The following is a 25,191-nucleotide window of genomic DNA, read 5'->3' on the forward strand; positions in this document are numbered from 1 at the left end:
CCAAAAGACGAAAAAAATAAGGTTTGGTAACTTATTTAGACCCGTCAATTTACAATTTTTCGTACCATTATGTTACAACGTATTCAAACACTCTTTTTAGCCGTAGTGGCCGTTGGTATCGTCGGTTTGTTGGCTTTGCCCGTATGGGACAAGACCGCCGTTGATGGCACCCAATCGGTGCACCTTACTGCCCTTCGATTGGTTCACGAACAAGGAACAAGTTCGTTTATTACTCCTGTTTGGTACATCGCGCTTGTCGGCGGGATAGTGGCGGGGGTGGCAATTTTTGCCATTTCTCAGTACAAAAACCGCTTGCTTCAGTCGGGGTTGTGTGCCGCAAACTCTATCCTGATGACCATCATTATGGGGTTAATCATGTATTTTATTTTTGGGAAAGCCAAAGATTTGTTCGAGCCCAATGTCACAGGTAGCTTTGGTTTTGGCTTCTACGCGCTCGTGACGTCAATGCTAGCGAATGTTTTGGCCAACCGTTTTATCCGTCGCGACGAAAAACTGGTTCGTTCGCAAGACCGTATGCGTTAAAATCAAGCTTGTATTATGCTAATTTTAGGGTAAAAAAGCACCTTTTTTGAAATGCTCTTTATAGGTTAAGTGCTTGATTGTAAGTTGATTTGTGAGAGCGTGTAAGCCTGTTTTTAAAAAAAGTCAACTTTTTGCTCTCAAAAATTTGTTGCGTCAAATTTGATTATTTTTACTAATTTCAAACGTAGTTAGTGACTTTGCCCACTTTGCCACTTCTCAGCAGGAGCAATCTTCAGTAACTTCCCATTGATTTCCAATTAACTCACTAAAAAAGCTGTTTAAGTACCTGTTAACCAAGGGTATAAAGGCAAAAAATACAACGAAAGAGGATGATTCAGGTAGATACGAGCGTACAGCATACGCTAAAGGAGCGACTCAAAGAAATTTTTGGTTACAGTCAGTTTAGAGGCGAACAAGAGTCGATTATTCATAGCATCATGGGAGGTAATAACACCTTCGTTATTATGCCTACAGGTGCGGGGAAATCGCTTTGCTATCAGTTGCCTGCTATTACCAATGAAGGCGTTGCCATCGTTATTTCTCCGTTGATTGCCTTGATGAAAAATCAAGTAGATCAACTGAACGCTTTCGGCATTAATGCGCAGTTTTTGAATTCTACTCTCAACAAGGCTGAAATCACAAAAGTTAAAAAAGATGCCCTCGATGGCACCTTGAAACTATTGTACATTGCGCCAGAATCGCTAACGAAAGAAGAAAACCTTGACTTTTTACAGCGAGCTAACATTTCTTTTGTGGCAGTTGACGAGGCACACTGTATCTCGGAGTGGGGGCATGATTTCCGCCCAGAATACCGCCGTATTCGAGGAATTATTGATAACATCAACCCCAATCTGCCACTGATTGCGCTGACAGCTACAGCCACCCCGAAAGTGCAGCAAGACATTGCGAAAAACTTGCGGATGGAAGAGGCTGCCTTGTATAAGTCGTCGTTTAACCGCAAAAACTTGTACTACGAAGTGCGCCCGAAATTGGGTGACGTCAATAAGCAGCTGATTAAATACATCAAAAACAACAAAGGAAAGTCGGGTATTATCTATTGCTTGAGCCGTAAGACGGTAGAAGAGGTAGCTAATTTGTTGACAGTGAATGACATTAAGGCGCTTCCTTACCATGCGGGCTTAGACGGACAAACGCGGATGAACAACCAAGATGCGTTTTTGAACGAAGAAGCCGATGTCATTGTTGCGACCATTGCGTTTGGAATGGGTATCGACAAACCCGATGTTCGTTTTGTCATTCACTACGATGCGCCTAAGTCGTTGGAAGGTTATTACCAAGAAACAGGTCGTGCAGGGCGCGATGGCTTGGAAGGAAATTGCGTGATGTTTTATAGCCTAGATGACATCCAAAAGTTAGAGAAATTTAACAAGGATAAGTCGGTAACGGAGCGCGACAACGCCCGCCATTTGTTGAACGAAATGGTGGCGTATGCCAACCTTGGCGCGTGCCGCCGTCGTCAGTTGCTGAGTTATTTTGGCGAATACATGGAGAAGGACTGCGGTTTCTGCGACAACTGTATCAAGCCAACGCCAAAATTCAAAGTGCAAGAAGAGGCAGTTATCGTTTTGAAAGCGATTCAACTGACCGACCAGCGTTTTGATGGCGATCACATCGCAGATTTGATTACCGCCACTGACAACATGTACGTGACGAGCTATGAACATAACAAGCTCGAAATGTATGGGGCAGGTAAATTTAAAGATGAAGAAGAAGGTGAAGAATATGGCGTAGAGTATTGGCGCTCAATGATTCGTCAGCTGGTGATTTTGGGGTATTTGGGGAAAGATGCTGAAAATTTTGGTGTCCTGAAAATCACCGAAAAAGGCATCAACTACATCAATGACCCGTATCCGATTACGATCTCAAAAGACCATACTTTCGACGAAAACGACACGCAGAAGTCAAACGACGACGAAGATGTGACGGATTTGGCACCGTCGGGCGGTGGAAATGCCTACGATGAAGCGCTTTTGGGGCTTTTGAAGGCACTCCGCAAAAAAATAGCGAAAGAGAAAAACCTTCCTCCGTATGTTATTTTCCAAGACCCGTCGTTAGAAGAAATGGCGACGACTTACCCCACTACTTCCCAAGAAATGGCCCAAATCAACGGGGTTGGAATGGGGAAAGTGCAAAAATTTGGCCGTCCGTTTATCGACCTCATCACGCGTTATGTGGAGGAAAATGAAATCGAAACGGCCAAAGATGTGGTGGTAAAATCGGCGGCTAATAAGTCGAAAGTAAAGATTTTTATCATCCAACAAATCGACCGCAAGGTGGACTTGGACGAAATAGCCGAAGCCAAAGGGTTAGCAATGGACGAGCTGATTGAGGAGATTGAACACATTTGCTACTCGGGTACGAAGCTTAACTTGGATTATTATATCAACCAGATCATGGACAAAGACCGCCAGTACGATATTTACGATTACTTTATGGCGGCTGAAACCGATAGTATCAAAGTTGCGTTAGATGAATTGGCCAAGGATGACGTCACCGAAGATGAACTTCGTTTGATGCGTATCAAGTTTATGTCCGAAGTGGCTAACTAAGATAAGTGAAAAACTCCTAGTAAGGCGCGAAACAAATGAAAGGGATTTCGCGCCCTACTCTATACACTTTAACCTCAAAAAATGAATATTTTAATTCTGGGTTCGGGCGGACGCGAACACGCGTTTGCTTGGAAAATAGCCCAAAGCCCACATTGTGCTGAGTTGTATGTTGCGCCAGGAAATGCGGGTACCGCACAAGTGGCCACCAACTTGCCCATTGGGTTCAATGACTTTGAAGGCATTGCAAAAGCTATTGTTGATTTACAAATTAAATTAGTAATTGTCGGCCCCGAAGAACCACTGGTCAATGGAGTTGTTGATTACTTAAAAGCTCAACCAGCGTTGGAAAGGGTCAAAATTGTGGGTCCTGATCGCCTGGGAGCGCAGCTGGAAGGAAGCAAAGATTTTTCCAAAAACTTCATGGCTAAGTACGGAATCCCTACGGCAGCGTCGCAGACATTTACGTCTGAAACACTAGACCAAGGGCTGAACTACTTGAGCACACACGCACTCCCAATCGTGTTGAAAGCCGACGGATTGGCGGCGGGTAAAGGAGTAATCATTGCCGAAACACTCGATACGGCCAAAGCTGCCATGACAGACATGCTCGTGGGTGCTAAGTTTGGCGAGGCGGGCAATAAAGTGGTGGTAGAGCAGTTTTTGCGCGGCATCGAGTTGTCGGTATTTGTGCTTTCGGATGGTGTCAATTACAAAATCCTTCCTGAGGCCAAAGACTACAAACGCATTGGCGAAAAAGATACAGGCCCCAACACGGGAGGAATGGGAGCGGTGTCGCCCGTGATTTTTGCGGACGAAAACTTCCTAAGAAAAGTAGAACAGAAAATTGTAAAACCGACGCTCGCGGGCTTGCAGGCCGAAGGGATTACGTACGTTGGCTTTATTTTTATTGGATTGATGAACGTGAAAGGCGAGCCGTACGTGATTGAGTACAACGCACGCATGGGCGACCCCGAAACGGAGGTTGTTTTGCCACGTATTCAGTCGGATTTAGTGACGCTTTTGCTGGCCGCAGCCGATCAAAAATTGGCCGACAGCGATTTCGTTATTTCGCCCCAAACGGCCGTCACAACGGTGATTGTGTCGGGTGGGTACCCAGATGCCTACGAAAAAGGCAAGGTAATTGCTGAATTAGAAAAAATGGAAGACATCACGGTGTTTCATGCAGGAACTACCACCAATGACAAAGGAGAAGTCGTAACCAATGGCGGACGAGTACTGGCACTGACAGCACTCGCAAACTCCCTCGAAGGAGCTGTGAATAAGTCGCAAAAAGCGGCGACCGCAGTGCAGTTTGAAGGAAAATATTACCGCAAAGACATTGGTTTAGATTTGATTCGTTATACGGATTAGTTTGGCGCAAAGCGGGTCGTAACGTCGTTGAAACCGTAACGACCTCGTATAAACGTCAGGCTGTAAACTAAACAGAAATGAGTTGTAAATCATGTTCAACGGGCGGATGCGGAACGAAAGGAAGCAACGGAAAAACCGCTGGTTGTCAAAATAATGGCGCGTGCAACACAGGTGGTTGCAATAAAATGAACGTTTTCGATTGGCTCAGTGATATGGATGTGCCCATCGCAAAGCGTTTTGACGTAGTAGAAGTGAAGTTTAAAGGAGGGCGGAAAGAATATTTTCGCAATATCAACCAGCTTGAACTCCTCACGGGCGACTACGTTGTGTGCGAGATGGCTTCGGGCTATCATATCGGATCGGTATCGCTGCAAGGTGACTTGGTGCGTTTGCAAATGACCAAGAAAAAAGTAGCCGACGACGAAAACATCAAGAGCATTTATCGGGTGGGGAATCCACGCGATATGGAAAAACACGAGCAGAGTGTGGCGCGTGACTTGCCAACGATGTACCGCGCTCGCGAATTGGTCAAAGAGCTAAAACTGAACATGAAATTGTCGGATGTGGAGTTTCAGTCCGATAATACCAAAGCGACGTTTTACTACTCGGCCGACGAACGGGTTGATTTCCGTGAACTGATCAAGGTATTGGCGGGTGAGTTTAAGGTACGCATCGAAATGCGCCAAATCAGCCTACGCCAAGAAGCAGGCCGTTTGGGTGGTTTGGGCGCGTGTGGCCGTGAATTGTGTTGTTCAACTTGGTTGAGCGACTTTAAAAACATCACGACCTCAGCTGCTCGTTACCAAAACCTATCGCTGAATCCAACGAAGCTTTCGGGCCAATGCGGACGTTTGAAGTGCTGTCTCAACTACGAGCTAGAAACCTACATCGACGCCCTCAAGGATATTCCGCACGTGGATGCCCCCCTCCAAACCCAAAAAGGGAAGGCGCACTTGCAGAAAACCGATATTTTCAAGAAAATCATGTGGTTTGGCTACGAAAACGATAGCACGACCTGGCACCCCATCACGATGGAGCAGGTGAGCAAAATCTTGCAAATGAACGCAAGAGGCGAAAAACCTGTGTCGTTGGATGTGTTAGATATCGAAGAGGCAGTGTTGGCATTACCTGCGGCAGGTATCAACAGCGACTTGGCCAAAATGGATAAGAAGTTTAGCCACCGCGACCAGCAAAATGGAGGTGCAAACCGCCGTCCTAAGAAGAAAAAAGGAAGTGGTACTAACAATACCAGCGCGGCCAAAGAAACGGCACAGCCAGCGGCAACCGCTGCGCCTTCAGCTCCTGCGCCGAAGCCACAGGCCTCGGCTCCCAAGGCACCAACTGCCCAGGCTCCTGCAAAAGTGCCCAGTGCTCCAGCGGGAAATCCTGCACAGAAAGGAAATAATGCCAATAATAGCAACAATGACGCAACAAAGCCTGCCAAACAACACTCCAACAGGGGAAATCATCACCGTAGAAATCATAATCAGCCAAAAGGTGGTGGCAATAATGGCAACAGCGGCGGAGGCAACGAGAAGAAGTAATAGGAAGTACTAAAGGTGCGTACAAGGGAATCATCGAGAGGTGATTCCCTTTTTTTGTGGCCAGTTGTTACTTAGGGGTGGAGAGCTGAAAGCTTGCGCTGAAGCGCTTGTATGGTTACTTGGTATTGCTCCTCTCGCTGACGAAGCAGTGCTATTTCGGCTTTTAGTTGAATAATTTCACCGTCTTGGTGTAACTCTTCTTTGGAAATATAGTTGGTAAATTCGTTGAAACTTACCCTGAGCTCCCTAGATAATAAGATAAGGTATTTGGTTTTTGGGAGACGAACGTCACTTTCCCACTCAGAGTACGTGCTTTGTGAAACAGGAATGGCAATAGCTACCTCTTGCTGAGAGAGATTGCGTGCCTGGCGTAATTGGCGTAAAAAAGTCCCTAATGTCATAAAAGTAGAGATAGGTGTTTTGTAACGAATAGGCTTTGGAGGCATACCCGTGGTGGTTGTTAAATTTCATAAACGTATCAAAGTAGGGACGGTATAATGTGCAAACGCTCAAACATACAAAACGAATACAAAAAATACAAAAAATCTTATCGAACGGTAAAATTGGGTAGTATGGCCTAAAATTATCGGTTTTTCGATTAAAATTATCGAAAAACCGATAATAAATCTTGAAAATACTATATTTATTTGTGCTTCCTAAATCTTTAAACGTTCAGATGAAGCCACGCGTACTCATTATCCCCGCCGCTATCCGAAGCCATGTATTGCCTTCGCTGTACGTGGCTGATAAGCTGTCGGAGGAGGGCTATGAGGTACATTACGCTGTTACAAATGATATATTGGCGGAGTTGGTCACGAAGAATGGCTACCAAGCTGTGAAAAATACGGGCTGGCGTGCAGGCTACGGCATGGAGGCCTCTTATATAGGGGTTAAAAAGAAAAAGGTATCGTACCGACGGCTTCTAAAAGCTTACCGAACAAACGAGCTATACTGGGAACGAAAACGAGAATTGGACGGGCTGATTGAAGAACTTCGTCCCACAACTATTTTGATAGATTTATTTGTTTGTACTGATTTTTGGGTATTATATCCACGCCGTTCAGAATTTACTATTGCCTTTTTTAATCCCATGCCTTCTACGTATCGGGTAGGAGAGTGGCCGATAGTGTCAAGCCCCCTCAATCCCCCGATGAGGGACTTAATACCCAGCGGAAGCAGCCATACGAGTCGGTCCGACGCCCAACAAGGGGGATTAAAATCTGAATTGAAAAAACGAAGTGATTTGTTTCTTCAGTTTTTACGCAATCCCAGACAGGCTTGGTTGCGTCAAGCGATAACCCGTCATCGCCAATTTTTAGCACAAATCGCCCCCCTTGCGCAAGACGCTACTGTGACGCAGGTGATTGCCAACGTGCCTGAATTGGTGTTAGCGCCGTTGGAATTTGAATTTGCGCCCGAAATTCGCCAACCCAATCAACATTATTTGGGGCTGTGTATGCGCGAGCATCGGCAAGACACCGAGCTTGATTCCTTATTTGAGCAAGCGTGGGAGCATATAATTGGTTCTAAAAAAGTCCCTCAACCCTCAGGGGAGGGATTTAGGGAGGGGTTTCATCGCCTTGTTTATTGCAGTTTTGGTACTTTTCACGAAGGAGCCGATGCTACCCTTTTACGTTTTGTGACTAACCTGCTAGAGGTGATTGCCGAATTACCACACGTACATTTGATATGCTCGGTTAACAAATACGTCATAGAAACGCTCCGTGCCAGAAAGCTACTCACCGAGCGTACCCACTTTTTTAGCCGAGTACCACAGCTGAAAGTATTGGCCGACGCCGATGTGTTTATTACCCATGCGGGTTTTGGCTCCATCAAAGAGGCCATTTATTATGGTGTACCCATGTTGGCGTATCCCCTCGACCCGCACTACGACCAAAATGGCAACGCCGTTAAAATAGAGTATCATGGTTTGGGGCTACGCGGTGCTTTTGCGCACGAGCGACTTGGGGATTTAAAAAAGAAACTCGAACGATTGCTGGAAGAAAAGACATTTCGCGAGAGAGTGAGGCAGTTTAGGGAAGCTGTAACGGAAAATTACCACGAGGAAGATGTAAAACAGAAAGTACAAAATATCCTGATGAATAAGCATTCAGCCGTATTGGCCTAAGATAGTTTAGACCCTTGCAGGGTGACAAAAATAAAAAGTCTATGAAACTAAATCCAACTGAGAAAAACGCCTTTGAAGCTACCAATATGCTCTTGTATTTGAGTAAGGTACGCATTACTGCGCGTGGTTTGCGCAATGCGCTGTGGCAACATCCCGATTTTCCAAGCCTAAGTTCACTGAGTGATGTATTGACCGATTTCAATGTACCCAATATGGCTACACGCCTTACACCTGACCGTTTGTCTGAAATACCGCTGCCAGCAATGGCATATTTGCAAATTGACGGGGGGATTTTTGCGCCTGTGCGAAAGGTGGGTAATACGATAGAATGGTTGCATACGCAACGAGGATGGCAAACCGATACTTACAATGATTTTGTTCATAAATGGACGGGTGTGGCTTTATTGGCAGAACCCAATGATACCTCGGGTGAGCAAGACTATGCTAATAACCGCCGCCGTGAGATAGTAGCATCTTTACGTATTCCGTTTATTGTTAGTGCGATAGTGTTATGTTTAGGGGTAGTGCTATGGAGTTTGCTTCAAAAATTTCCTTTGGACTCCCATCTCCCATATTATGGACTTTTAGTGACTAAATTGGCAGGAACCATTGTGAGTGGGATGTTGGTTTGGTACGGTATTGATTCTCAGAACTCTTTTTTACAGAAGGTATGCCAAATCAATCGTCATAGTAATTGTCAAAATATCCTTCAGTCACCTGCTGCTAAGGTAACCGAGTGGTTGAGTTGGAGTGAAGTGGGGCTGTTTTATTTTGCAGGGGGCTTGATATGCCTGATGAACCCCACCCTAAGCCTCCCCAGTAGGGAAGGGATTTTGCTCCTTCTTGGGGTACTAGGATGCCTTGCTTTGCCCTATACCTTTTGGTCTATTTACCACCAGTGGCGAGTAGCGCGGGAGTGGTGTGTGTTGTGTTTGACGGTGCAGGTATTGCTCTGGGTAGAATTTGGATTGGGAATTACAGCTCTTAACGTTACCAACTTATCCGAGAAAGGAAATTCCTTGCTGACGTATGATTTTTCGCTAGCTTCGGTGCTGTATTTGTTAGGTTCTTTTGCTATTGTACCTGCATTTTGGGCCTTATTTAAAAGAAATTTACAGAAATCAGTCGGCTATGATTCCTTATTTCGAGAATTTCAAAAAATAAAATTTTCGCCTGAGTATATTCAGGGTTTGTTCAGAAATCAACGCGTATTGCCTCCTATTTTTGAAGGAATGGAAGTGATTAAATTAGGGAATCCGAATGCTGAAAATACGTTGATTATGGTGACAAACCCTACCTGTGCGGCTTGCCGTCGCAATCATTCAGAACTCAAAAAATTGCTTGAAACCAATGATACAGTGCAGATACAAATCATTTTGGCGGCAGGTTTTTCAGATGACGATGTAGCAAGCAAAGTAGCGAGACAAATACTGAGTTTGCCTACTGATCAAATGGAAGAGGCACTACATGAGTGGTTTAAAACAAATGAAAGATATTATAATGAATGGAGTAGACATACGAAGGTGGATTACAGGAAGGCGGAAGCTATTCAACAGCTGCAATCACATGTTCGTTGGCTTGAATTAGCGGGAGTAATGACTGCCCCAACCACTTTTTTAAATGCAGTAGAACTGCCTAAATATTACCAAGTGCGAGAGATAAGCAAACTCTGTACTTATTATTCTACCATAGGAATTGGCCAATTCAGATAAATTAATTTTTAAACAATTTAACTTTTCAAACAAAATGAACACATTATCAAATTTTAGTCAATTTGCACTTACCCGCAGTGAGATGAGGAGTTTATCAGGAGGAACGTGTCATGCAAGATGTCTAAACATAGGTTCAAATGGATATTGGGATGGTACAGGTTCTGAACTTTATTCAGGGAGCCTTTCAGGGGCTAAAGATGCAGCCTCTAGCTGTGGGAGTGGTGCAAGAGGGTACTATTGTTGCCAACAATGCAAAAATGTATCTTGGATGTAACTATCTTTTTTAATACTATACAAGACTGGTTCTATTAATAACAGAACCAGCCTTTATTTAAATCTAAAAGAAAATATGAAATATTTATCATTTCTTGTATTACTAATTTCGAACGTACTATATTCACAGATAAAACTTTCTCTTAATAATAAAAACTCTGCAGTAGTGTTTTGGGACGATATGGGCAATTATAATTTTTTGAATAAGGGTTTGTTGGATTTGGATACAAAATATGGTACTTATTATCTTGAATATCAAAATGATTATGTAAAACAAATTTTTTTGATTCCAAAAAATATTTATATATATATGGAGGAAGGGGTTGGTAATTCTCTTATTTGTAAGGATATAACTGGATATGAGAATTTTCAATTTAATTTTTATGCGCATTATATATTAGATAACAAAGTGTCTAAAGAGCCATTTTTATTCAATCGATCCTACTTGGGAAATAATTATATTCAAGATACTAAACTTAGAGATAATATGATAAATAAAGAATATTTGTTACAACTTAATTACTTGAATAAGTATAAAATAAATCATAAATTGTCTAAAGATTTTTATGATTTATGGCAAAAATATTTTTTCTACAAAATGCTTGAAAAAAAATTGTATGTTAAAGACGTAATTAAACAATTGCCAGCCGACTATATAGGCCAACTTTGTGCCTTGACTAGAGAATTTAATCAAGATAATTTGCTATTCTTGCATGAATATAAAAATGCCGCTGAAATTCTTGCTTATTTATTAGCAATATCAAAAGAAAAAAACTTCATTACGACACCTGAAAAAAAATTTAAGGTCATTATAGAAAATTTTAATAATGAAACGAGAGATTATCTTTTAGCGAAAACACTTGAAACGGTTTACACTCAATCTTGGTATTCTGATAGTTCTTGGAATCAATTAGCAAAATTATTTTTTGATACATGTAGAACATCAATTTACTCTGACTATGTAGAATTTTTGTACAAGAAGAGAAATCAAAAATATGCATCCTCCTCTTTACTATCAATAAGTCAAAATCTCAATACATTTGAAAAAGTAACTAATAATTGTATAAGTTATATTGATTTCTGGGCTTCTTGGTGTGCCCCTTGTAGGGCGGAAATGCCTGCGTCAAAAAAACTACATATTGAGTATGAGCGTAAGGGAATTAATTTTGTCTATATATCTACTGATGAAAATAATGCAGCATGGATAAAAGCATCTGAACAACTTGAAATTTCCAAATTAAGTAGTTACTTAATTCCTAACCCTAAAAATTCAGACTTGATAAAGAAATTTCGAATAAACTCTATTCCTCGCTACATGATTATCGGTAAAGACGGGAAAGTCATCAACGCCGATGCTCCTCGACCAAGTGATCCAAAAATTCGAGAATTGTTTGATGAATTGCTAAAAAAATAGTGTTTTATGTTCAATGGTCTCAAATACAATCTACTTACTTGGCACAGTCAATTCCAAAACCATCGGAAGTTGGGTCGAGAAAAAGCACATTATCAAGCCTCAAAAAAGAAAAGTATATCTACCATTAAAGTTCCTGGTAATCAATTTATTCCAAAGGATATATCCGAAATCAGGCTCTTTGCCATCATGCGCAATGAATCACTGCGCCTGCCACATTTTATTAACTATTATAAAAACTTGGGTGTAGCGCGTTTTTTTTTGATAGATAACAATTCGACAGATGATTCGGTAGCGTTGGCTTTAGAACAGGAGAACGTGCATGTATTTGAGACAAAGGAAAACTATCAAAATCATTGGTTTTGGATGGAATATTTATTGGAAACTTATGGCAAAGGGCATTGGTGCGTAGTGGTAGATATTGATGAGTTGTTTTCTTATCCTTCTGCGGAACATCTTTCTTTACGCGAACTACGTTCTTTTTTAGAAAGTAAAAATGAGTCTGCAATTCGTACATTTCTATTGGATATGTACTCAGACCAAAGCGTGGTGGCAACGAAGTACAGAGCAGGAAACAATCCTTTGAGTGTTGTAAATTGTTTTGATAAAGACTATGTGAACCTTAAATTCCTCTTCTATGATAGAATTCGGTGGCAAACGTACACTTTTGATACGTTCACAGGTGGAATGCGGGATCGGGTTTTTGGTAGGAGTAATCCACCTTCTATTTTGTCTAAAGTCCCCTTTTTCAAAAATACCGAGGGTACATATCTTTCCCAAGGGATGCACGCTATCAACGGGGCTACCTTGAGTGAAGTACAGGGAGTGGTATTTCATACCAAGTTTTTGTCGGATTTTATTACCGAAGTTGAAGAAGAATGTCAGCGTGAGCAGCACTACGGCAATGCGTTTTATTACAAAATCTTTCACCAAAAACTCAAAGAAACACCTGATATACAGTTTTATCACGAAGGCTCGGCCAAGTTAGAGGGTTTGCAGCAGTTAGTGGAATTAGATTTAATGAAAACAACTCCCGAATTTGAAGCCTTTGCGCAGTCGGTTTTAGCAGAAAAAACAACATGAAATTCCCCCACTACCGTCAACTCGATGCCATGGACTGCGGCCCTACTTGCCTACGCATGGTGGCTAAGTACTACGGGCAAAGCTACGCGGTGCAACCGTTGCGGGCAGCAGCGGAGATTGGGAAAGAGGGCGTTAATCTATTGGGTATCGCGCAAGCCGCCGAAAGCATTGGTTTCAAAACGCTGGGCGTAAAAGTTACCTTAAAAAAACTACTAGAAGAAGCCCCATTGCCGTGTATCGTACACTGGGGGCAAAATCATTTTGTGGTGGTACAGCCTCAGTCCCCAGCCCCCCGATGGGGGCGTTTTTTTTCCTCCTCGTCAGAAAGGGGAGGGCAGGAGGTTGCTGTCGCTGACCCTGCCTCTGGCATGATTACCTATACTTACGAAGAGTTTGAAAGTAAGTGGGCTACGACGGTTGTAGATAACGAAAAAGTGGGCATAGCCCTGCTACTAGAGCCCACACCCCAGTTTTACAGCCCCCTAGCCCCCAATGGGGGAACAAATATTCCCCCATTGGGGGCTAGGGGGCTAGGCCTTCAATACCTATTGGGGTATTTGTGGAAATACAAACAGTTGGTGGCGCAACTGGGGTTGGGGTTAATAGTAGGCAGTATGTTGCAATTAGTACTCCCTTTTTTGACGCAGTCGGTCGTAGATGTGGGCATTCAAACGCGTAACCTCCATTTTATTACACTGGTTTTGGGGGCGCAAATCATGTTGTTTGTGGGCCGTGTTTCCGTCGATTTTATTCGTTCGTGGGTGCTGCTACACATTAGCACGCGCATCAATCTCAGTATTTTATCTGACTTTTTGACCAAATTGCTCAACCTTCCACTTTCCTTCTTCGATACTAAACTTACTGGCGATATTCTTCAGCGCATCGGAGATCACCATCGTATTGAGCAGTTTCTGACGGGTACTTCCTTGCACACCCTTTTTTCGTTGTTTAATCTACTGGTTTTTAGTATTGTTTTGGCCTATTACAATCTGACAATTTTTGGCGTTTTTTTGGCGGGTAGTATCTTATACGCGCTCTGGGTGGTGCTTTTTCTTCGCTACCGAAGGCAGCTCGATCAAAAGCGATTTGCCTTGGCGTCTCAGAACCAAAGCAGCTTGATTCAGTTGATAACTGGAGTACAAGAAATTAAACTCAATAATGCCGAACACCTCAAACGTTGGGAGTGGGAAAACCTACAAGTTCGTCAATTTAGATTGAGTATGAAAGGGTTGGCGGTAGGTCAGTACCAGCAGGCAGGGGCTCTTTTTTTGAACGAAGGCAAAAATATGACCATTACTTTTCTGGCGGCTATGGCGGTGGTAAACGGCCAGTTGACCCTTGGTGGGATGATGGCCTTGCAGTATATCATTGGCCAACTCAATAGCCCAGTAGAACAGCTGGTGCAATTTATGCAGCAGTGGCAAGATGCCCAAATGAGTTTGGAACGGCTCAACGAAATCCATGAATTGGAAGACGAAAGTCCTGCTATTTTTAACAAAGGAATCCTGATTCCTGCATCGTTAACACAAAAAAGTATTGTCATCAAAGACCTTACATTTACCTATCCTGGGGCAGGAAATGAGCCAGTGTTGAAAAATATAAATTTACACATTCCAGAGGGAAAAGTGACGGCTATTGTGGGTAGTAGTGGAAGTGGAAAAACGACGCTTTTAAAATTATTACTACGCTTTTATCCACTCCAAAAAGGAGAAATTAGCCCAGTATTGGGCGAAGGAGGGGTTCGTCAATGGCGTAGTCAGTGCGGAACGGTGCTGCAAGATGGTTTTATCTTCTCCGATACAATTGCTAATAATATAGCAGTGAGTGAAGAAGTACCCAATATCCAGAAACTTCTTCATGCCGTAAAAGTGGCTAATATTCAGTCGTTTATTGAAGAGTTGCCACTGGGATATAATACCAAAATAGGGGCAGAAGGTAATGGCATCAGTCAAGGCCAAAAACAACGATTGCTCATTGCAAGAGCAGTTTACAAAAACCCCGATTATTTGTTTTTTGATGAAGCAACCAATGCGTTAGATGCTAACAATGAGCGGGCGATTATGCAAAATTTAGAGTCGTTTTTCCAAAACAGAACCGTAGTAGTAGTAGCACATCGGTTGAGCACGGTTAAGAATGCGGCTCAAATTGTTGTATTGGAAAAAGGGGAGATTGTCGAAATAGGCACACACATAGAATTGGTTCAACGTCGAGGAAAGTACTATGAACTGGTTAGTAATCAGCTGGAATTGGCCGTATAAACTTATTATTCGTTTACCTAATGAATTCAGACGAAGCGATAACTCCCAATGAATGGAGGCTCAACACAGGGGGACGAGCAAATGGCTCATTTTCTTCCTTCCCGTTTGAAAATTCCGAACCAGTCAAAGAAGTAAATCTTCGTAGCTCAGAAGTAAACGAGTTGCTGAGTACGCCTCCCGTGTGGTTGGTACGCTGGGGAATTACTGTTTTTTTCTTTGTATTGCTATTACTTGGGGCAGTAGGCTGGTTTGTAGCATACCCAGACTTGGTAAAAGGGCAATTGCGTGTCATCTCACTCCACTTTCCTAAATCAGTCCACGCAAAAACAGAAGGGGTTCTAACGCAGCTTTTAGTACGAGAAGGGCAAAGAGTCCAACGTGGTCAGCAACTGGCCTATTTAGAAAGCACTGCCAATCCAGGGGAGGTTTTTCGATTAGACTCAGTTGTAGGAAAGCTTATTAACCAAACGGATGTAAATCAGCTACATGCGGTGTCTATACCGCTGTATTTTCAATTAGGGGAGCTTCAAAAATCGTATCAAACGTTTCAAGATGCGTATGTCCGTTCTAGGGCGTTATTGAAAGGAGGGGCTTTTGAACAAAAGAAATCCGCATTGCAAAATGATTTAGCCCAACTTGAACTATTGCGCGAAAACCTTCAAACACAACTTAGTAATTATCGGAAAGACTTAGAACTTACCGAAGATGATTTACGAATGAATCGTAAACTGCACGAAGAACGAGTAATTGCTGATGTCGAACTGCGACGTACTCAGAGCCAGCATTTATCTAAAAAACAAGTAGTTGACCAAGCCCAAACCGCTTTCAATAACAACGGAATGTCGAAAAACCAGAAGCAGCAAGAACTGCTGGAGCTAGAAAAGACGAGTACTGAGCAGCTTAATGGCTTATTGCAATCTATTAATACTTTGAAAAGTGATATTGAAGCTTGGAAGCTTCGCTACATTACAATGGCTCCAACGAGTGGTAAAGTGGCTTTCGCTGCACCCTTACAAGAAGGACAAACGGTAAAATCGGGGCAAGAACTATTTTATGTGCTACCAAGTGGTAGTGGTTATGAAGGGGAGATGTATGTAGGGCAGTATAACTTCGGAAAAGTAAAGAAAGGCCAAGAGGTTATAGTTAAACTTACAGGTTATCCTTACCAAGAGTTTGGTACAGTTAGAGGCAGAATCACTTCAATAGCCACGATGCCTAAAGATACGGCGTATCTTATAAAAGTAGGCTTTACTGAAGGTTTGGTTACTTCAACGCACCAAAAACTACCATTTCGCAATGGCATGACCGCAACAGGAGAAATCATAACAGAAGATTTACGGCTGATTGAAAGGTTTTTCTATGATTTTCGTAAAATGCTTAGGTGAAATTAACATTAGATAAAATTAAAAAATAATTTGTATCATGAAAACAGCACTCTCTGTCTTGTTAACTATGACATTTTTGTGTCAAATTAATACGTTTTCAAATGATACAGAAGGTGTCATTCATGTTTCCTTTAAAAATACTCAAAAAATTGATAATTACTTTTACTATACGAAAACAGCTTGGACTCAAAATAAGTACTTGTTACGATTTATGTACGATGATGAGATGAAATGGATTGAAGTGGAAAGTGAAGTTAAAAATAAAGATATTCGATTGAAAATGAAAAATAACCATTGTGTTCTTCGTCACTGGGTTAATTACTTTGATTATAATGATTACATTTTGCAAAAAGGAGACTCAGTTGTTATTGAATACAATAAAAATATTCCTATTGTAACTATTCTCAACAGAAAGAGCTCTAAAAATGATTATAAAGTGGATGACATAGTAAGGAGCCACTTTGAGTTTGTGAATTATTCTCCAATTGGGGAATATTTTGGCGCTGTTAGCTTGCATGGAAAAAAAATATTGAATGATAAAAGTGCGCTTACTCAGTCAAAAAATATGACAGGAGAGCAAATTATGAATATAAACAAAAAAGAGGTTTTATTGATGAAAAATGAATTATATCCAAAGTATATGATGTATCTTGACATCAACAAAAGGGTTATTGATTCACTTAGAAAACAAGGCCTTATATCTGAAAATGTGTATAAATTTCAGGAAAATAAAATAGGGAATTTAAAAAAATTAATAGAAGTTGAAACAGAGCGAATTTCGATAGATGAAGTCTATCGTTGGTGTAATTCTCAAGAAAATACCCTCGAAAATTATGAAGGAATTTACTTCAAAAATTTTATTGATGCAGCAGAGTATAAATTTGTTGCGGAGAAAGCCCCTTATTTGGATTTGAAAGATGGAACTAATAGAGATTATAAAGTGATTTATGATGAAATAAATACAAAATTTAATTTTCCAGAAACAGTTAAAAATTATTTGTTGATAAAAAATGTTAGTAGAATTTCGGAGTCACTTTCAAAAGATGACTTTTTGAACTACTTTAACAAATTAGAAAAAGATATAAAAAATAATTCCCTGATTGAGAAACTTAAAGTAAAATATGTCTTAGAGCTCGACACAACGCGCTATGTGCCTACATCACTTACGTTGATGGATAACAATAAAGAAAAAACGTCACTTGATGATATTATTAAGAAGTCCAAAGGAAAAGTAGTTTATGTTGACTTTTGGGCAAGTTGGTGTGGCCCTTGCCGAGCTGCTTTTCCATATTCTGTAAAGCTGAGGGAGTCATTAAAAGATAAAAATGTTGTATTTATTTACTTATCCATTGATAAATCCATGGAAGCTTGGACAAAGGCTTCTGAAAAAGAATTGCTTAATAGTTATGCTAATAGTTTTCTTGTGCTAAACTCAGGAAATGCTGACTTCTTGAAACAACAAAAAATAGAATCAATCCCTCGTTATATGATTTTTGATAAACGAGGAAAGTTGATGTATCCGAATGCTCCTAGAGTAGAAAGCAAAGAACTTACGCAACTTTTGGCAGAGTTGTCGAAGTAATAGAATGCTTTATTTCTAGAGGAATAATTAATACTATTAACACGCCAATAAAAAATCACGAATATGACTAGCTATTTACTGTCTTTACTATTTTGTATTTGTAGTAGTGGCTTTAATAAGCCATTGGTAATACAAGATAAAAACACCGTTAAAATAACTGGATTTTGTTATGATCCAGCGAGTGGCTTCGATTTGAAAGTGCATATTTTTGCATTAGAAGGCGAGAAAAAAATAAGTTTGGGAGAAAGTAGAGTAACTGGTCGCATCAATAAATTTCAAATTCAATTACCTAACTCAGTAGAGTTTTTATTGTTTGAATCAGAAGGTTATAGAACTATTAAAATGCCAATAAGGCGCATCGGAAGTATCGAAGAAAACTTTGAATTTGAAATGACCGTACCGATGGCATCCCAAAATTCGCCGACACTGCCTTCAGAAAATCAACTTCATTGGCATTTTACGTTTACTGACAATAAAAATGTAGAATTTAAAGTAAATAACATACTGGTTATAAATCGTTTAATAAGAAATAAGCATTTATACTTAATTCCTATGCAACCTGGCAAACATTTAATTCAAGCACGGTCTGAAGAGGGGCGTTTATTGCTTAATCAGGAGTTTGTACTTGAATCGGGGTTGACACTTATGGACGTTAGAGTCAACAATGCCGAAGTACCCTTAGCTGATAAATCTAGAGACGTGCGTACAAATAAAAACTCATTTGATACTAGAACATTGTATTTTGACCAAAGTAATTATGATTTAAAAAGTGAAGTGAAAACCGTCTTAGATTCAATTGCAACGTTTTTGATAGAAGAACCACAATTCAAAGCTCAAGTGACAGGATATACAGATAATGTCGGCGACAGAAATAAAAATATGATTTTGTCCGAATACAGGGCACGCGCTATTGGTGGATATATTATTCAAAAAGGTATTTCTTCCGAAAGGATAAAAATGGCTTGGAGAGGCGATGAAGGATTTAATAGTAACGATGAATCTGAAGAAAATAAGAAAAAAAATAGAAAAGTGATTATTCAAATATCAGCTAACTAGAAGGTAACAATATCCGTTATGAAAAAAATATTTTTCTATTCACTGTTGCTACTTCTTATAATAGGTTGTAGTGAGCCAAAATCAAGCAAAATTGTTCGTATTGCTGGTAACTTGAAAAACTTGCCTGATGGTACAATAAATGTAATTACTGACGTTACAAAAATTATTGATTCTACCAAAACTAAAAATGGGAAATTTGAATTTTCGCTCCCCGTAGCCGAAAATAATATGCCTTTACTTGTTGAATTTCAGCACATTGATTCAGTTGGTAATAAAAGATTTTTTATCTATGATTCAAAGCAAAAATATAGAAATGGAAAGGTAAGTCTGTCGTATTTTTATTTAGAAGAAGGGGTTGGGCTAAATGGAGAAATTGAAGAGATAAAAACTACAAGTATTAAACTTCCTAATAAAGTTAAGTTTGTAACAGCGCCTATAAAATTTGGAAAGCAAACGAAAGTAATGTTTGAAGATTCACTAGGATTTTCATCAATAACGAAGATAGATGATTTAAAACGCCTGATTAAATTACACCCTTATTCGTACTATTATTTAGATGGTTTAAGAAAACAAGTTTCTAGATTTTCTAATAGCCAGATGATTACACTTTTAAATCAATTTGACGGTGATGTTAAGAAAAGTAGTACATGGCTTACTTTAAGCGAATATGTTGAAAATAGGAATACCAAAAAGTTGGATTTTAATACAGTTATGGAAACAAGAAATGGTAGTGAAGCCAATGTGTTGACCGAAAATGCTTCTTTAAACATGGTGATTCTGTGGGCATCGTGGTGTGCTCCTTGCCGAAAGGAAATTCCCCAATTGAAAAAAATTAGTAGCCAGTTTTCTAATAATCCTCGTTTTAGTATGGTTTCAATATCCCTAGATGAAAACAAACAACACTGGCTAAAAGCGCTTGACAAAGAACAGATGCCGTGGAAACAATTATTGATAACAAAAGAGACTAGAATTTACGCCAAAGAGCTGTTTGAATTTGATGGAAGTATTCCAACCACGCTGTTTGTGGATAAGGAAGGAAAGATTGTTAAGAAGTTTGTGGGTTATGATGAAAGTAGTTTACGTGAATTTGAAAAACTAATCAACAATCACTTCAAAACTCAGAAAAATGATTTGTAAAAGTAGGTCAAGCAACTTTTCGCTCGACCTACTTTCTATCTTTTTTACAAAGCCAATTTCAGCGTTTCGCGGTCGTACAGCGCCTCGTCGAGCTTTTTAGAATAGCTGTTGAGGAGGATTGCAATGCTGATTTTTTGTTCGGGGAAATAATAAGTGATTCCGTTGAAACAATACACATTTCCACCGTGGCCAATCCCTTTTTTTCCATCAAGGTCAAGTAAGAAAAGCCCCAACCCATAGTCTTTGATGTAAGAGAGGTTTTCAGGAATATCTTTAATCACAATGTTGGTTTTGGACTCCATCAACGCCATCGACGCTGCCGACAGGATTTTACTCGTTTTGAGGGCTTCTACAAACAAGGCCAAGTCGTACGAATTGGAAATCATCCCTCCGTCGAGCATACTTTGTCCACCCACGGCAAAAGTGTCAAATTGGGTCATGTCACGCATCATGCCGTTGTTAAAAGAGTCGTAGTAGCCCCTCGACAAACTTGCGGGAAGGGTAGTGGAAGCATACGTATTTTGGAGATTAAGCGGCCTAATGACCTTCTCGGTTACTACATCGTAGGCATTTTTTTGGGTCACATTTTCAATGATTAGTGCCAACAGCAGGTAGTTGGAATTGGAGTAGCTCCAGTTGGTGCCGACTTCAAACAGCGCTTTCTTGTCAAAAATCGTTTTTAGATTCTCCGCTGCTGACTGTTTTTGGGCAGATTCGTTATAGATATTAAGCACCCCTTCAATCTCCAAATAATCACGAATCCCAGACGTGTGTTGAAGCAAGTTTTTAATGGTTGCTTTATCAAGATTTTTGATGTTTTTAGTATATTCTTGGGAAAGGTACTTGCTTGCTAAGTCGTTGATGTTGAGTTTGCCTTCCTCCTGAAGTTTCATGACAGTGACTGCCGTAAAGGTCTTTGAAATACTCCCGATGCGGAGGGTATGGCAGGGCGTAAGGCTGATTTGGTTAGGAATGTCGGCTTTACCAGCGGCGGCGCTCCACGTTCCTTCGGGCGTACGCACCGTGACGCTCACACCCACGGCACCCGCCGCCATAAACTTGTCGATGATTTTTTGGTAATTAGAGGCTCTAGGATGGGGGGTATTACCGAGGGAGCAGTTGGGGACTAGCTGGGCAGAGCCAATGTCGTTTTGGCAAGCACCGAGCGTTACTAGCGTGACAACGAGCAGAAATGAGATAGCTTTCATGGACTGTGGGGTGATTATGGTTTTAGATGGATGTTGAGGCCTACGCCCAAAAATGTGTTTGCCGAAAACGGAAGGAGACGGTCGCCGAAAGGAGCGACGGCCATCGCTTTGTAGTCGGCGGTGATAGAATAGCGTTTCGACAATGGATATTCCAAGCCTAAGCCTACTTTTAGGTTGGCTTGAGCCTTGCCAAAGTGGGAAGTAGGCTGGTATTCTCCGTCTTTTAAACTGTACTTCTTGCCTGCTAAAATGGCGTGTTTGTACCCAAGAGCCGTGTGGAAATTGGCCTGTAATCCGAAGTTGAACCGATACCCGAGCCGATAGGCGACATCGAGCATAAGCGTGTGCTCAAACGAACGTTGGTAATAGTAATACAGATCAAGCCCCAAAGCTTTTTGCCAGTGTTTGCCAGACCGTACTCGAAAGTCGGTGCCGAGGCTAACGGCAGGGTGAATAGGTAATTTGGTTATCGGCCCCCACGGCACCCCAAAGGCTTCGTTATAGACAGCCACCCGAAGGGTTTTGGGCGAAAATTGGGCGACAGACTCAGTCGCAATGAGCGTTACTGCCAGCAAGAGCGCATAGCGGAGGCGGCGTGTGTTGAAAAGAAACATGAGCGAAAAATTTTGATTTCGCAGCAAAAATCCCCCTCTGCGCCGCGCCAAGCGCCCTTGCTTGTAAGGTGAGTCCCTTTTTTGGGGTTATGTTGTAGCAAATTGCCCGTGCCGTTGACGAGCTCTGTTTACCCCATACGCAATCGCTAAGTTGACGAGCCAACTCAACCAAGCCGCGAAGTTGTAAACAAGGTCATATTCGTAGGGCAGGAGTATGGATAAGGGCATGTAGATGCGTAAAGTCACTGCTCCTAGACAAGCTGCATAACTGTACGTCATCATTTCTTGGTGGCGCACAAGTTTTTTCATAAAGACATGTTGTTTTGATGACGCTGTAAAATTCTGCGCCACATTTATGCCTTTCGCCCTTGCTTACAAGCTAGCACCAACAGCTCGATGTTGTTTTACGTAATCAGAAGGAGAGAATCCCGTCATTTTTTTGAAGTAGCGATTAAAGGCTGATTTGGAGTTGAACCCGCAATCGTATGCAATCGCAAGGAGAGTAAACCGTTGATTATGAGGGAGAAAAATTTGGCGTTTAAACTCTTCAACTCGGTGGTGGTTGATGTAGTCATAAAAATTTACTCCCGCTACTTCGTTGATTACTTGAGACAAATAATTGGGGTGAATCTCCAGGCGATTGGCCAAGTCGGTGAGGGTAAGTTCGGGCTCGGTAAACAGTTTTTCATCGTGCATCAATTCTTCCAAACGCTGATGAAGGTCTTGGGCGCGGTCTTCATTAAGCCCCGATTTGGCGTATTTTTTTCTATGGACTTCTATCTCTTCGGGTTCTTCGGCGGCTAATTGAAATGGTGGGGTAGCGTTGGGGAGGGTAGGAGAGGTATTCGTAAAAATGCCAACCTGCTTGATGCCATAATACCCAATAAGCACCACAAAAACGCTACTGGCTGAAAAAATAAGCGGGTCGTTTTTGAGAAAAATGATAAAAAACCAAATCAGCCCCATGGCGTAAAAAAGAAATCGGAGCCAGTTGAGGTTGATTTTTTCTTGGTAAGAAAATTGATTCAGAATCCGTTTGCGGTGCTTTTGTAGTAAATAGTTTGTTGCTACTACGTAGAAAACCCCCGAAATGGTTAGCAGCGCATTACTCACTAGAAGGGTGAACTCATAACCCGCGCCTTCCCTTTTGAAAACCTCAATTTTTTGCGTTCCCGAAAGCATCCAAAAAGGGGAGTAGAGGGCAATAATGAAAAAAGGTATCGCGCCGTGAAGTAGCCATTTTTTGGAGCGAAATTGTTCGGGGCGGGTGAGGGCAAGGGTGTATAAATAAAGCAGTGGCCCGTGTAAAAAAGGCAATGGAAAATTGATTCCAAGAAAAGCGGGGTAGCGATAAATGAGCTGGGTAAGGTAGCTGTAGTAAGAAAAAACGTGCATACTCACTACAACCATCCAAATTCCCAAAATTAGGTCGGCGGTAGTTCTGCCTTTTTTGGTAAGAATAATGACAGCGAGAAAGAGGGCAATAAACGTTCCGACGAGGTAAATCATAGACTGTAGCGAGGTTCTTTCCTATGACAACTCAACCAAGTTTTACCCTATACGAAGCGGCGATTGTACTTTATTTTTCTCCATTCCCGTGTCTTCGGTTACTTATAACCGAAGAGTGAGGTTTCTCAAAACCTAATGACCACAAAATAGCGAACGGCGAATAAGCAAACCAAAATGCCGAAAGTTTTGTTGCAATAGGAACAATCATTTCAGGATTGTCTATTTATTTTGATGAATCAAACAACGAGTCATACTTTTTCTATGCAACCCGTATTTATTTATACCGAAGCAAGCCCCAATCCAAACTCGATGAAGTTTGTCTTCAATTTTGAACTTGTTCCCCAAGGTTTATCTTTCGACTATCCCGATTTGGCTGCGACGCAGGCCGAAGGAAAGTCGTCGCCGTTGGCGGGAGATTTGTTCCAATTTCCATTCGTGCAGCGCGTGTTTTTGGCGTCCAACTTCGTGACCCTCACCAAAGATGACACGACTGACTGGGGTTCAGTAATTTTGGATACCAAGCAGTTTTTGAAGATTTATTTTGAAGAAAATCACCCCGTATTTGAGCAAAAAACGGTTGAACGTAATACCACGATTGTGGACACGGATAGCCCAACGGTACGCCAAATCAAAACTGTTTTGGACGATTACGTACGTCCAGCGGTAGAGTCAGACGGAGGCGCTATTTCGTTTCATTCGTTTGAAGAAGAAACAGGTACCGTAAAAGTACTTTTACAAGGTTCGTGCAGCGGCTGTCCGTCTTCGACTCTGACCCTCAAAGCAGGTATCCAAAATCTGTTGACGCAGATGGTTCCGACCGTCAAAGAGGTGGTTGCGGAAGGAGTATAGTCGCTTCCGTGTGCGATTTACCGTATTTTTGAGTTTCTTTGTGAAAAATATCCTCCAAAACCTTCTAAGTTTGTCAATTAGACAAAAATTTAGAAGGTTTTGGAGCGTTTATTTATGGTTGAATAGCCTCTCTTACTCATTCACAATAAGCCATAAACTTAAAGAACCACTCATGTTGAACACGTTCAAAATAGGATTACTGCTTGGTTGGATCACTTTTTGTAGTTTTACTTTCAAATCGGACTCCGATGGGAGTATCGATGTTATCGTGTTGGATGCGGGGCATGGAGGAAAGGATACGGGAGCTAAAGGTAAAATATCAAAAGAAAAAGACATTGTTTTGGACATAACAATGCGGCTGGCGCGGAAAATAAAGCTTGAAATGCCAGAGGTAAAAATAATTCTGACGCGAGCTTCGGATAAGTTTGTGGAATTAAATGAGCGTTCCAACATCGCCAATCGCCGCAAAGCCGATTTGTTTATTTCGATTCACTGTAACTCTTTGCCCAAAAACAAAAAGAGCCCAGCTGGAACGGAGACTTTCGTGATGGGTTTGCACAAATCCGACGAGAACTTCGACGTAGCAAAACGAGAAAACTCCAGTATCTTGTTGGAGCAAAATTACGAAGAGCGTTACAAAGGCTTTAACCCCAATTCTCCATTGGCATATATTATGTTGGCCAACCGCCAAAATGCCTACATCGCGAGTAGCTTGAGTTTTGCGGGTAAAATCGAGCGCCAATTTCAAAAATATGCCGATCGCAACAGCCGTGGTGTAAAACAGGCGGGTTTTATGGTACTTTGGCAAACGGCCATGCCGAGTGTATTGGTGGAAGCAGGGTTTATTAGCCACGCACAAGAAGAAAAATACCTTAATTCAGACGACGGCCAAGACGAAATAGCAGAGGCTATTTTTCGGGCGTTTAAGCAATACAAGCAAGACGTAGAAGATCGGTAG

20 protein-coding genes are annotated in these 25,191 nt (G+C 41.5%); 15 read left to right on the top strand and 5 right to left on the bottom strand.

Annotated elements, in window-relative coordinates; translation table 11 throughout:
• Positions 1 to 69 precede the first annotated feature (69 nt).
• The 4 genes from K339_RS0114535 to K339_RS33710 all read left to right on the top strand — a co-directional run bounded on the left by K339_RS0114535 (position 70) and on the right by K339_RS33710 (position 6,028).
• Positions 70 to 543, top strand: a complete 474-nt coding sequence (locus tag K339_RS0114535) for a DUF4293 domain-containing protein (protein WP_028524248.1) — start codon at positions 70 to 72, stop codon at positions 541 to 543.
• 329 nt (positions 544 to 872) lie between these two features.
• Complete coding sequence (recQ, locus tag K339_RS0114540; RefSeq protein ID WP_028524249.1) at positions 873 to 3,113, top strand: DNA helicase RecQ; 2,241 nt, start codon at positions 873 to 875, stop codon at positions 3,111 to 3,113.
• An 81-nt stretch (positions 3,114 to 3,194) separates the two neighbouring features.
• A complete protein-coding gene (gene purD / locus K339_RS0114545; protein WP_028524250.1) occupies positions 3,195 to 4,484 on the top strand; it encodes a phosphoribosylamine--glycine ligase in 1,290 nt (429 codons plus the stop codon).
• A 77-nt stretch (positions 4,485 to 4,561) separates the two neighbouring features.
• A complete protein-coding gene (locus tag K339_RS33710; RefSeq protein ID WP_374754634.1) occupies positions 4,562 to 6,028 on the top strand; it encodes a PSP1 domain-containing protein in 1,467 nt (488 codons plus the stop codon).
• A gap of 71 nt (positions 6,029 to 6,099) precedes the next feature.
• On the opposite strand, the gene K339_RS0114555 is transcribed toward K339_RS33710, so the two are convergent.
• Positions 6,100 to 6,474: a helix-turn-helix domain-containing protein gene (locus K339_RS0114555; RefSeq protein ID WP_028524251.1), complete on the bottom strand. Its 375-nt coding sequence runs from the start codon at positions 6,472 to 6,474 to the stop codon at positions 6,100 to 6,102.
• 230 nt (positions 6,475 to 6,704) lie between these two features.
• Here K339_RS0114555 and K339_RS0114560 point away from each other — a divergent pair, with 230 nt between their 5' ends.
• The 9 genes from K339_RS0114560 (at position 6,705) to K339_RS0114605 (ending at position 20,053) form a co-directional block, all read left to right on the top strand.
• Positions 6,705 to 8,156 (top strand): glycosyltransferase, encoded by a 1,452-nt coding sequence (locus tag K339_RS0114560; protein ID WP_028524252.1) that lies wholly within the window; start codon positions 6,705 to 6,707, stop codon positions 8,154 to 8,156.
• Positions 8,157 to 8,197: 41 nt separating this feature from the next.
• A complete protein-coding gene (locus K339_RS33715) occupies positions 8,198 to 9,868 on the top strand; it encodes a vitamin K epoxide reductase family protein (protein WP_051398013.1) in 1,671 nt (556 codons plus the stop codon).
• Positions 9,869 to 10,217: 349 nt separating this feature from the next.
• Positions 10,218 to 11,555: a TlpA family protein disulfide reductase gene (locus K339_RS35980; RefSeq protein WP_051398014.1), complete on the top strand. Its 1,338-nt coding sequence runs from the start codon at positions 10,218 to 10,220 to the stop codon at positions 11,553 to 11,555.
• A gap of 6 nt (positions 11,556 to 11,561) precedes the next feature.
• Positions 11,562 to 12,635 (top strand): glycosyltransferase family 2 protein, encoded by a 1,074-nt coding sequence (locus tag K339_RS0114580; RefSeq protein WP_028524253.1) that lies wholly within the window; start codon positions 11,562 to 11,564, stop codon positions 12,633 to 12,635.
• The gene (locus K339_RS0114585; protein WP_028524254.1) at positions 12,632 to 14,893 is read left to right on the top strand and encodes a peptidase domain-containing ABC transporter; all 2,262 of its coding nucleotides are present in this window, start codon (positions 12,632 to 12,634) and stop codon (positions 14,891 to 14,893) included. Before K339_RS0114580 ends, K339_RS0114585 begins: the two co-directional genes overlap by 4 nt.
• Before the next feature lie 20 nt (positions 14,894 to 14,913).
• Positions 14,914 to 16,278, top strand: coding sequence for an HlyD family secretion protein (locus K339_RS33725; protein ID WP_084332214.1), 1,365 nt, complete (start codon positions 14,914 to 14,916; stop codon positions 16,276 to 16,278).
• Positions 16,279 to 16,315: 37 nt separating this feature from the next.
• Positions 16,316 to 17,860, top strand: coding sequence for a TlpA family protein disulfide reductase (locus K339_RS0114595; protein WP_084332215.1), 1,545 nt, complete (start codon positions 16,316 to 16,318; stop codon positions 17,858 to 17,860).
• Between the two features lie 63 nt (positions 17,861 to 17,923).
• The gene (locus K339_RS35985; protein ID WP_084332216.1) at positions 17,924 to 18,916 is read left to right on the top strand and encodes an OmpA family protein; all 993 of its coding nucleotides are present in this window, start codon (positions 17,924 to 17,926) and stop codon (positions 18,914 to 18,916) included.
• Between the two features lie 18 nt (positions 18,917 to 18,934).
• Positions 18,935 to 20,053, top strand: a complete 1,119-nt coding sequence (locus K339_RS0114605; RefSeq protein ID WP_084332217.1) for a TlpA disulfide reductase family protein — start codon at positions 18,935 to 18,937, stop codon at positions 20,051 to 20,053.
• A 44-nt stretch (positions 20,054 to 20,097) separates the two neighbouring features.
• Here K339_RS0114605 and K339_RS0114610 read toward each other — a convergent pair whose 3' ends face one another.
• The 4 genes from K339_RS0114610 to K339_RS0114625 form a co-directional block, all read right to left on the bottom strand.
• The gene (locus K339_RS0114610; RefSeq protein WP_028524257.1) at positions 20,098 to 21,261 is read right to left on the bottom strand and encodes a serine hydrolase domain-containing protein; all 1,164 of its coding nucleotides are present in this window, start codon (positions 21,259 to 21,261) and stop codon (positions 20,098 to 20,100) included.
• A 14-nt stretch (positions 21,262 to 21,275) separates the two neighbouring features.
• Positions 21,276 to 21,875 carry an outer membrane beta-barrel protein gene (locus tag K339_RS0114615; protein ID WP_028524258.1) on the bottom strand — a complete coding sequence of 200 codons (600 nt, stop codon included), beginning with the start codon at positions 21,873 to 21,875 and terminating at the stop codon, positions 21,276 to 21,278.
• Between the two features lie 87 nt (positions 21,876 to 21,962).
• Positions 21,963 to 22,226 carry a DUF2306 domain-containing protein gene (locus K339_RS0114620; RefSeq protein WP_262506016.1) on the bottom strand — a complete coding sequence of 88 codons (264 nt, stop codon included), beginning with the start codon at positions 22,224 to 22,226 and terminating at the stop codon, positions 21,963 to 21,965.
• Positions 22,227 to 22,247: 21 nt separating this feature from the next.
• Positions 22,248 to 23,384, bottom strand: coding sequence for a helix-turn-helix domain-containing protein (locus tag K339_RS0114625; protein WP_028524260.1), 1,137 nt, complete (start codon positions 23,382 to 23,384; stop codon positions 22,248 to 22,250).
• 261 nt (positions 23,385 to 23,645) lie between these two features.
• On the opposite strand from K339_RS0114625, the gene K339_RS0114630 reads away from it, so the two are divergent.
• Together K339_RS0114630 and K339_RS0114635 are read left to right on the top strand one after the other, a co-directional pair.
• On the top strand, positions 23,646 to 24,233 hold the full coding sequence (locus K339_RS0114630) for a NifU family protein (RefSeq protein ID WP_157607598.1): 588 nt from the start codon (positions 23,646 to 23,648) through the stop codon (positions 24,231 to 24,233).
• A gap of 172 nt (positions 24,234 to 24,405) precedes the next feature.
• Positions 24,406 to 25,191 (top strand): N-acetylmuramoyl-L-alanine amidase family protein, encoded by a 786-nt coding sequence (locus K339_RS0114635; protein ID WP_028524262.1) that lies wholly within the window; start codon positions 24,406 to 24,408, stop codon positions 25,189 to 25,191.

Origin of the sequence: Runella limosa DSM 17973, assembly GCF_000482465.1 — a bacterium.
GTDB classification, from domain to species: domain Bacteria; phylum Bacteroidota; class Bacteroidia; order Cytophagales; family Spirosomataceae; genus Runella; species Runella limosa.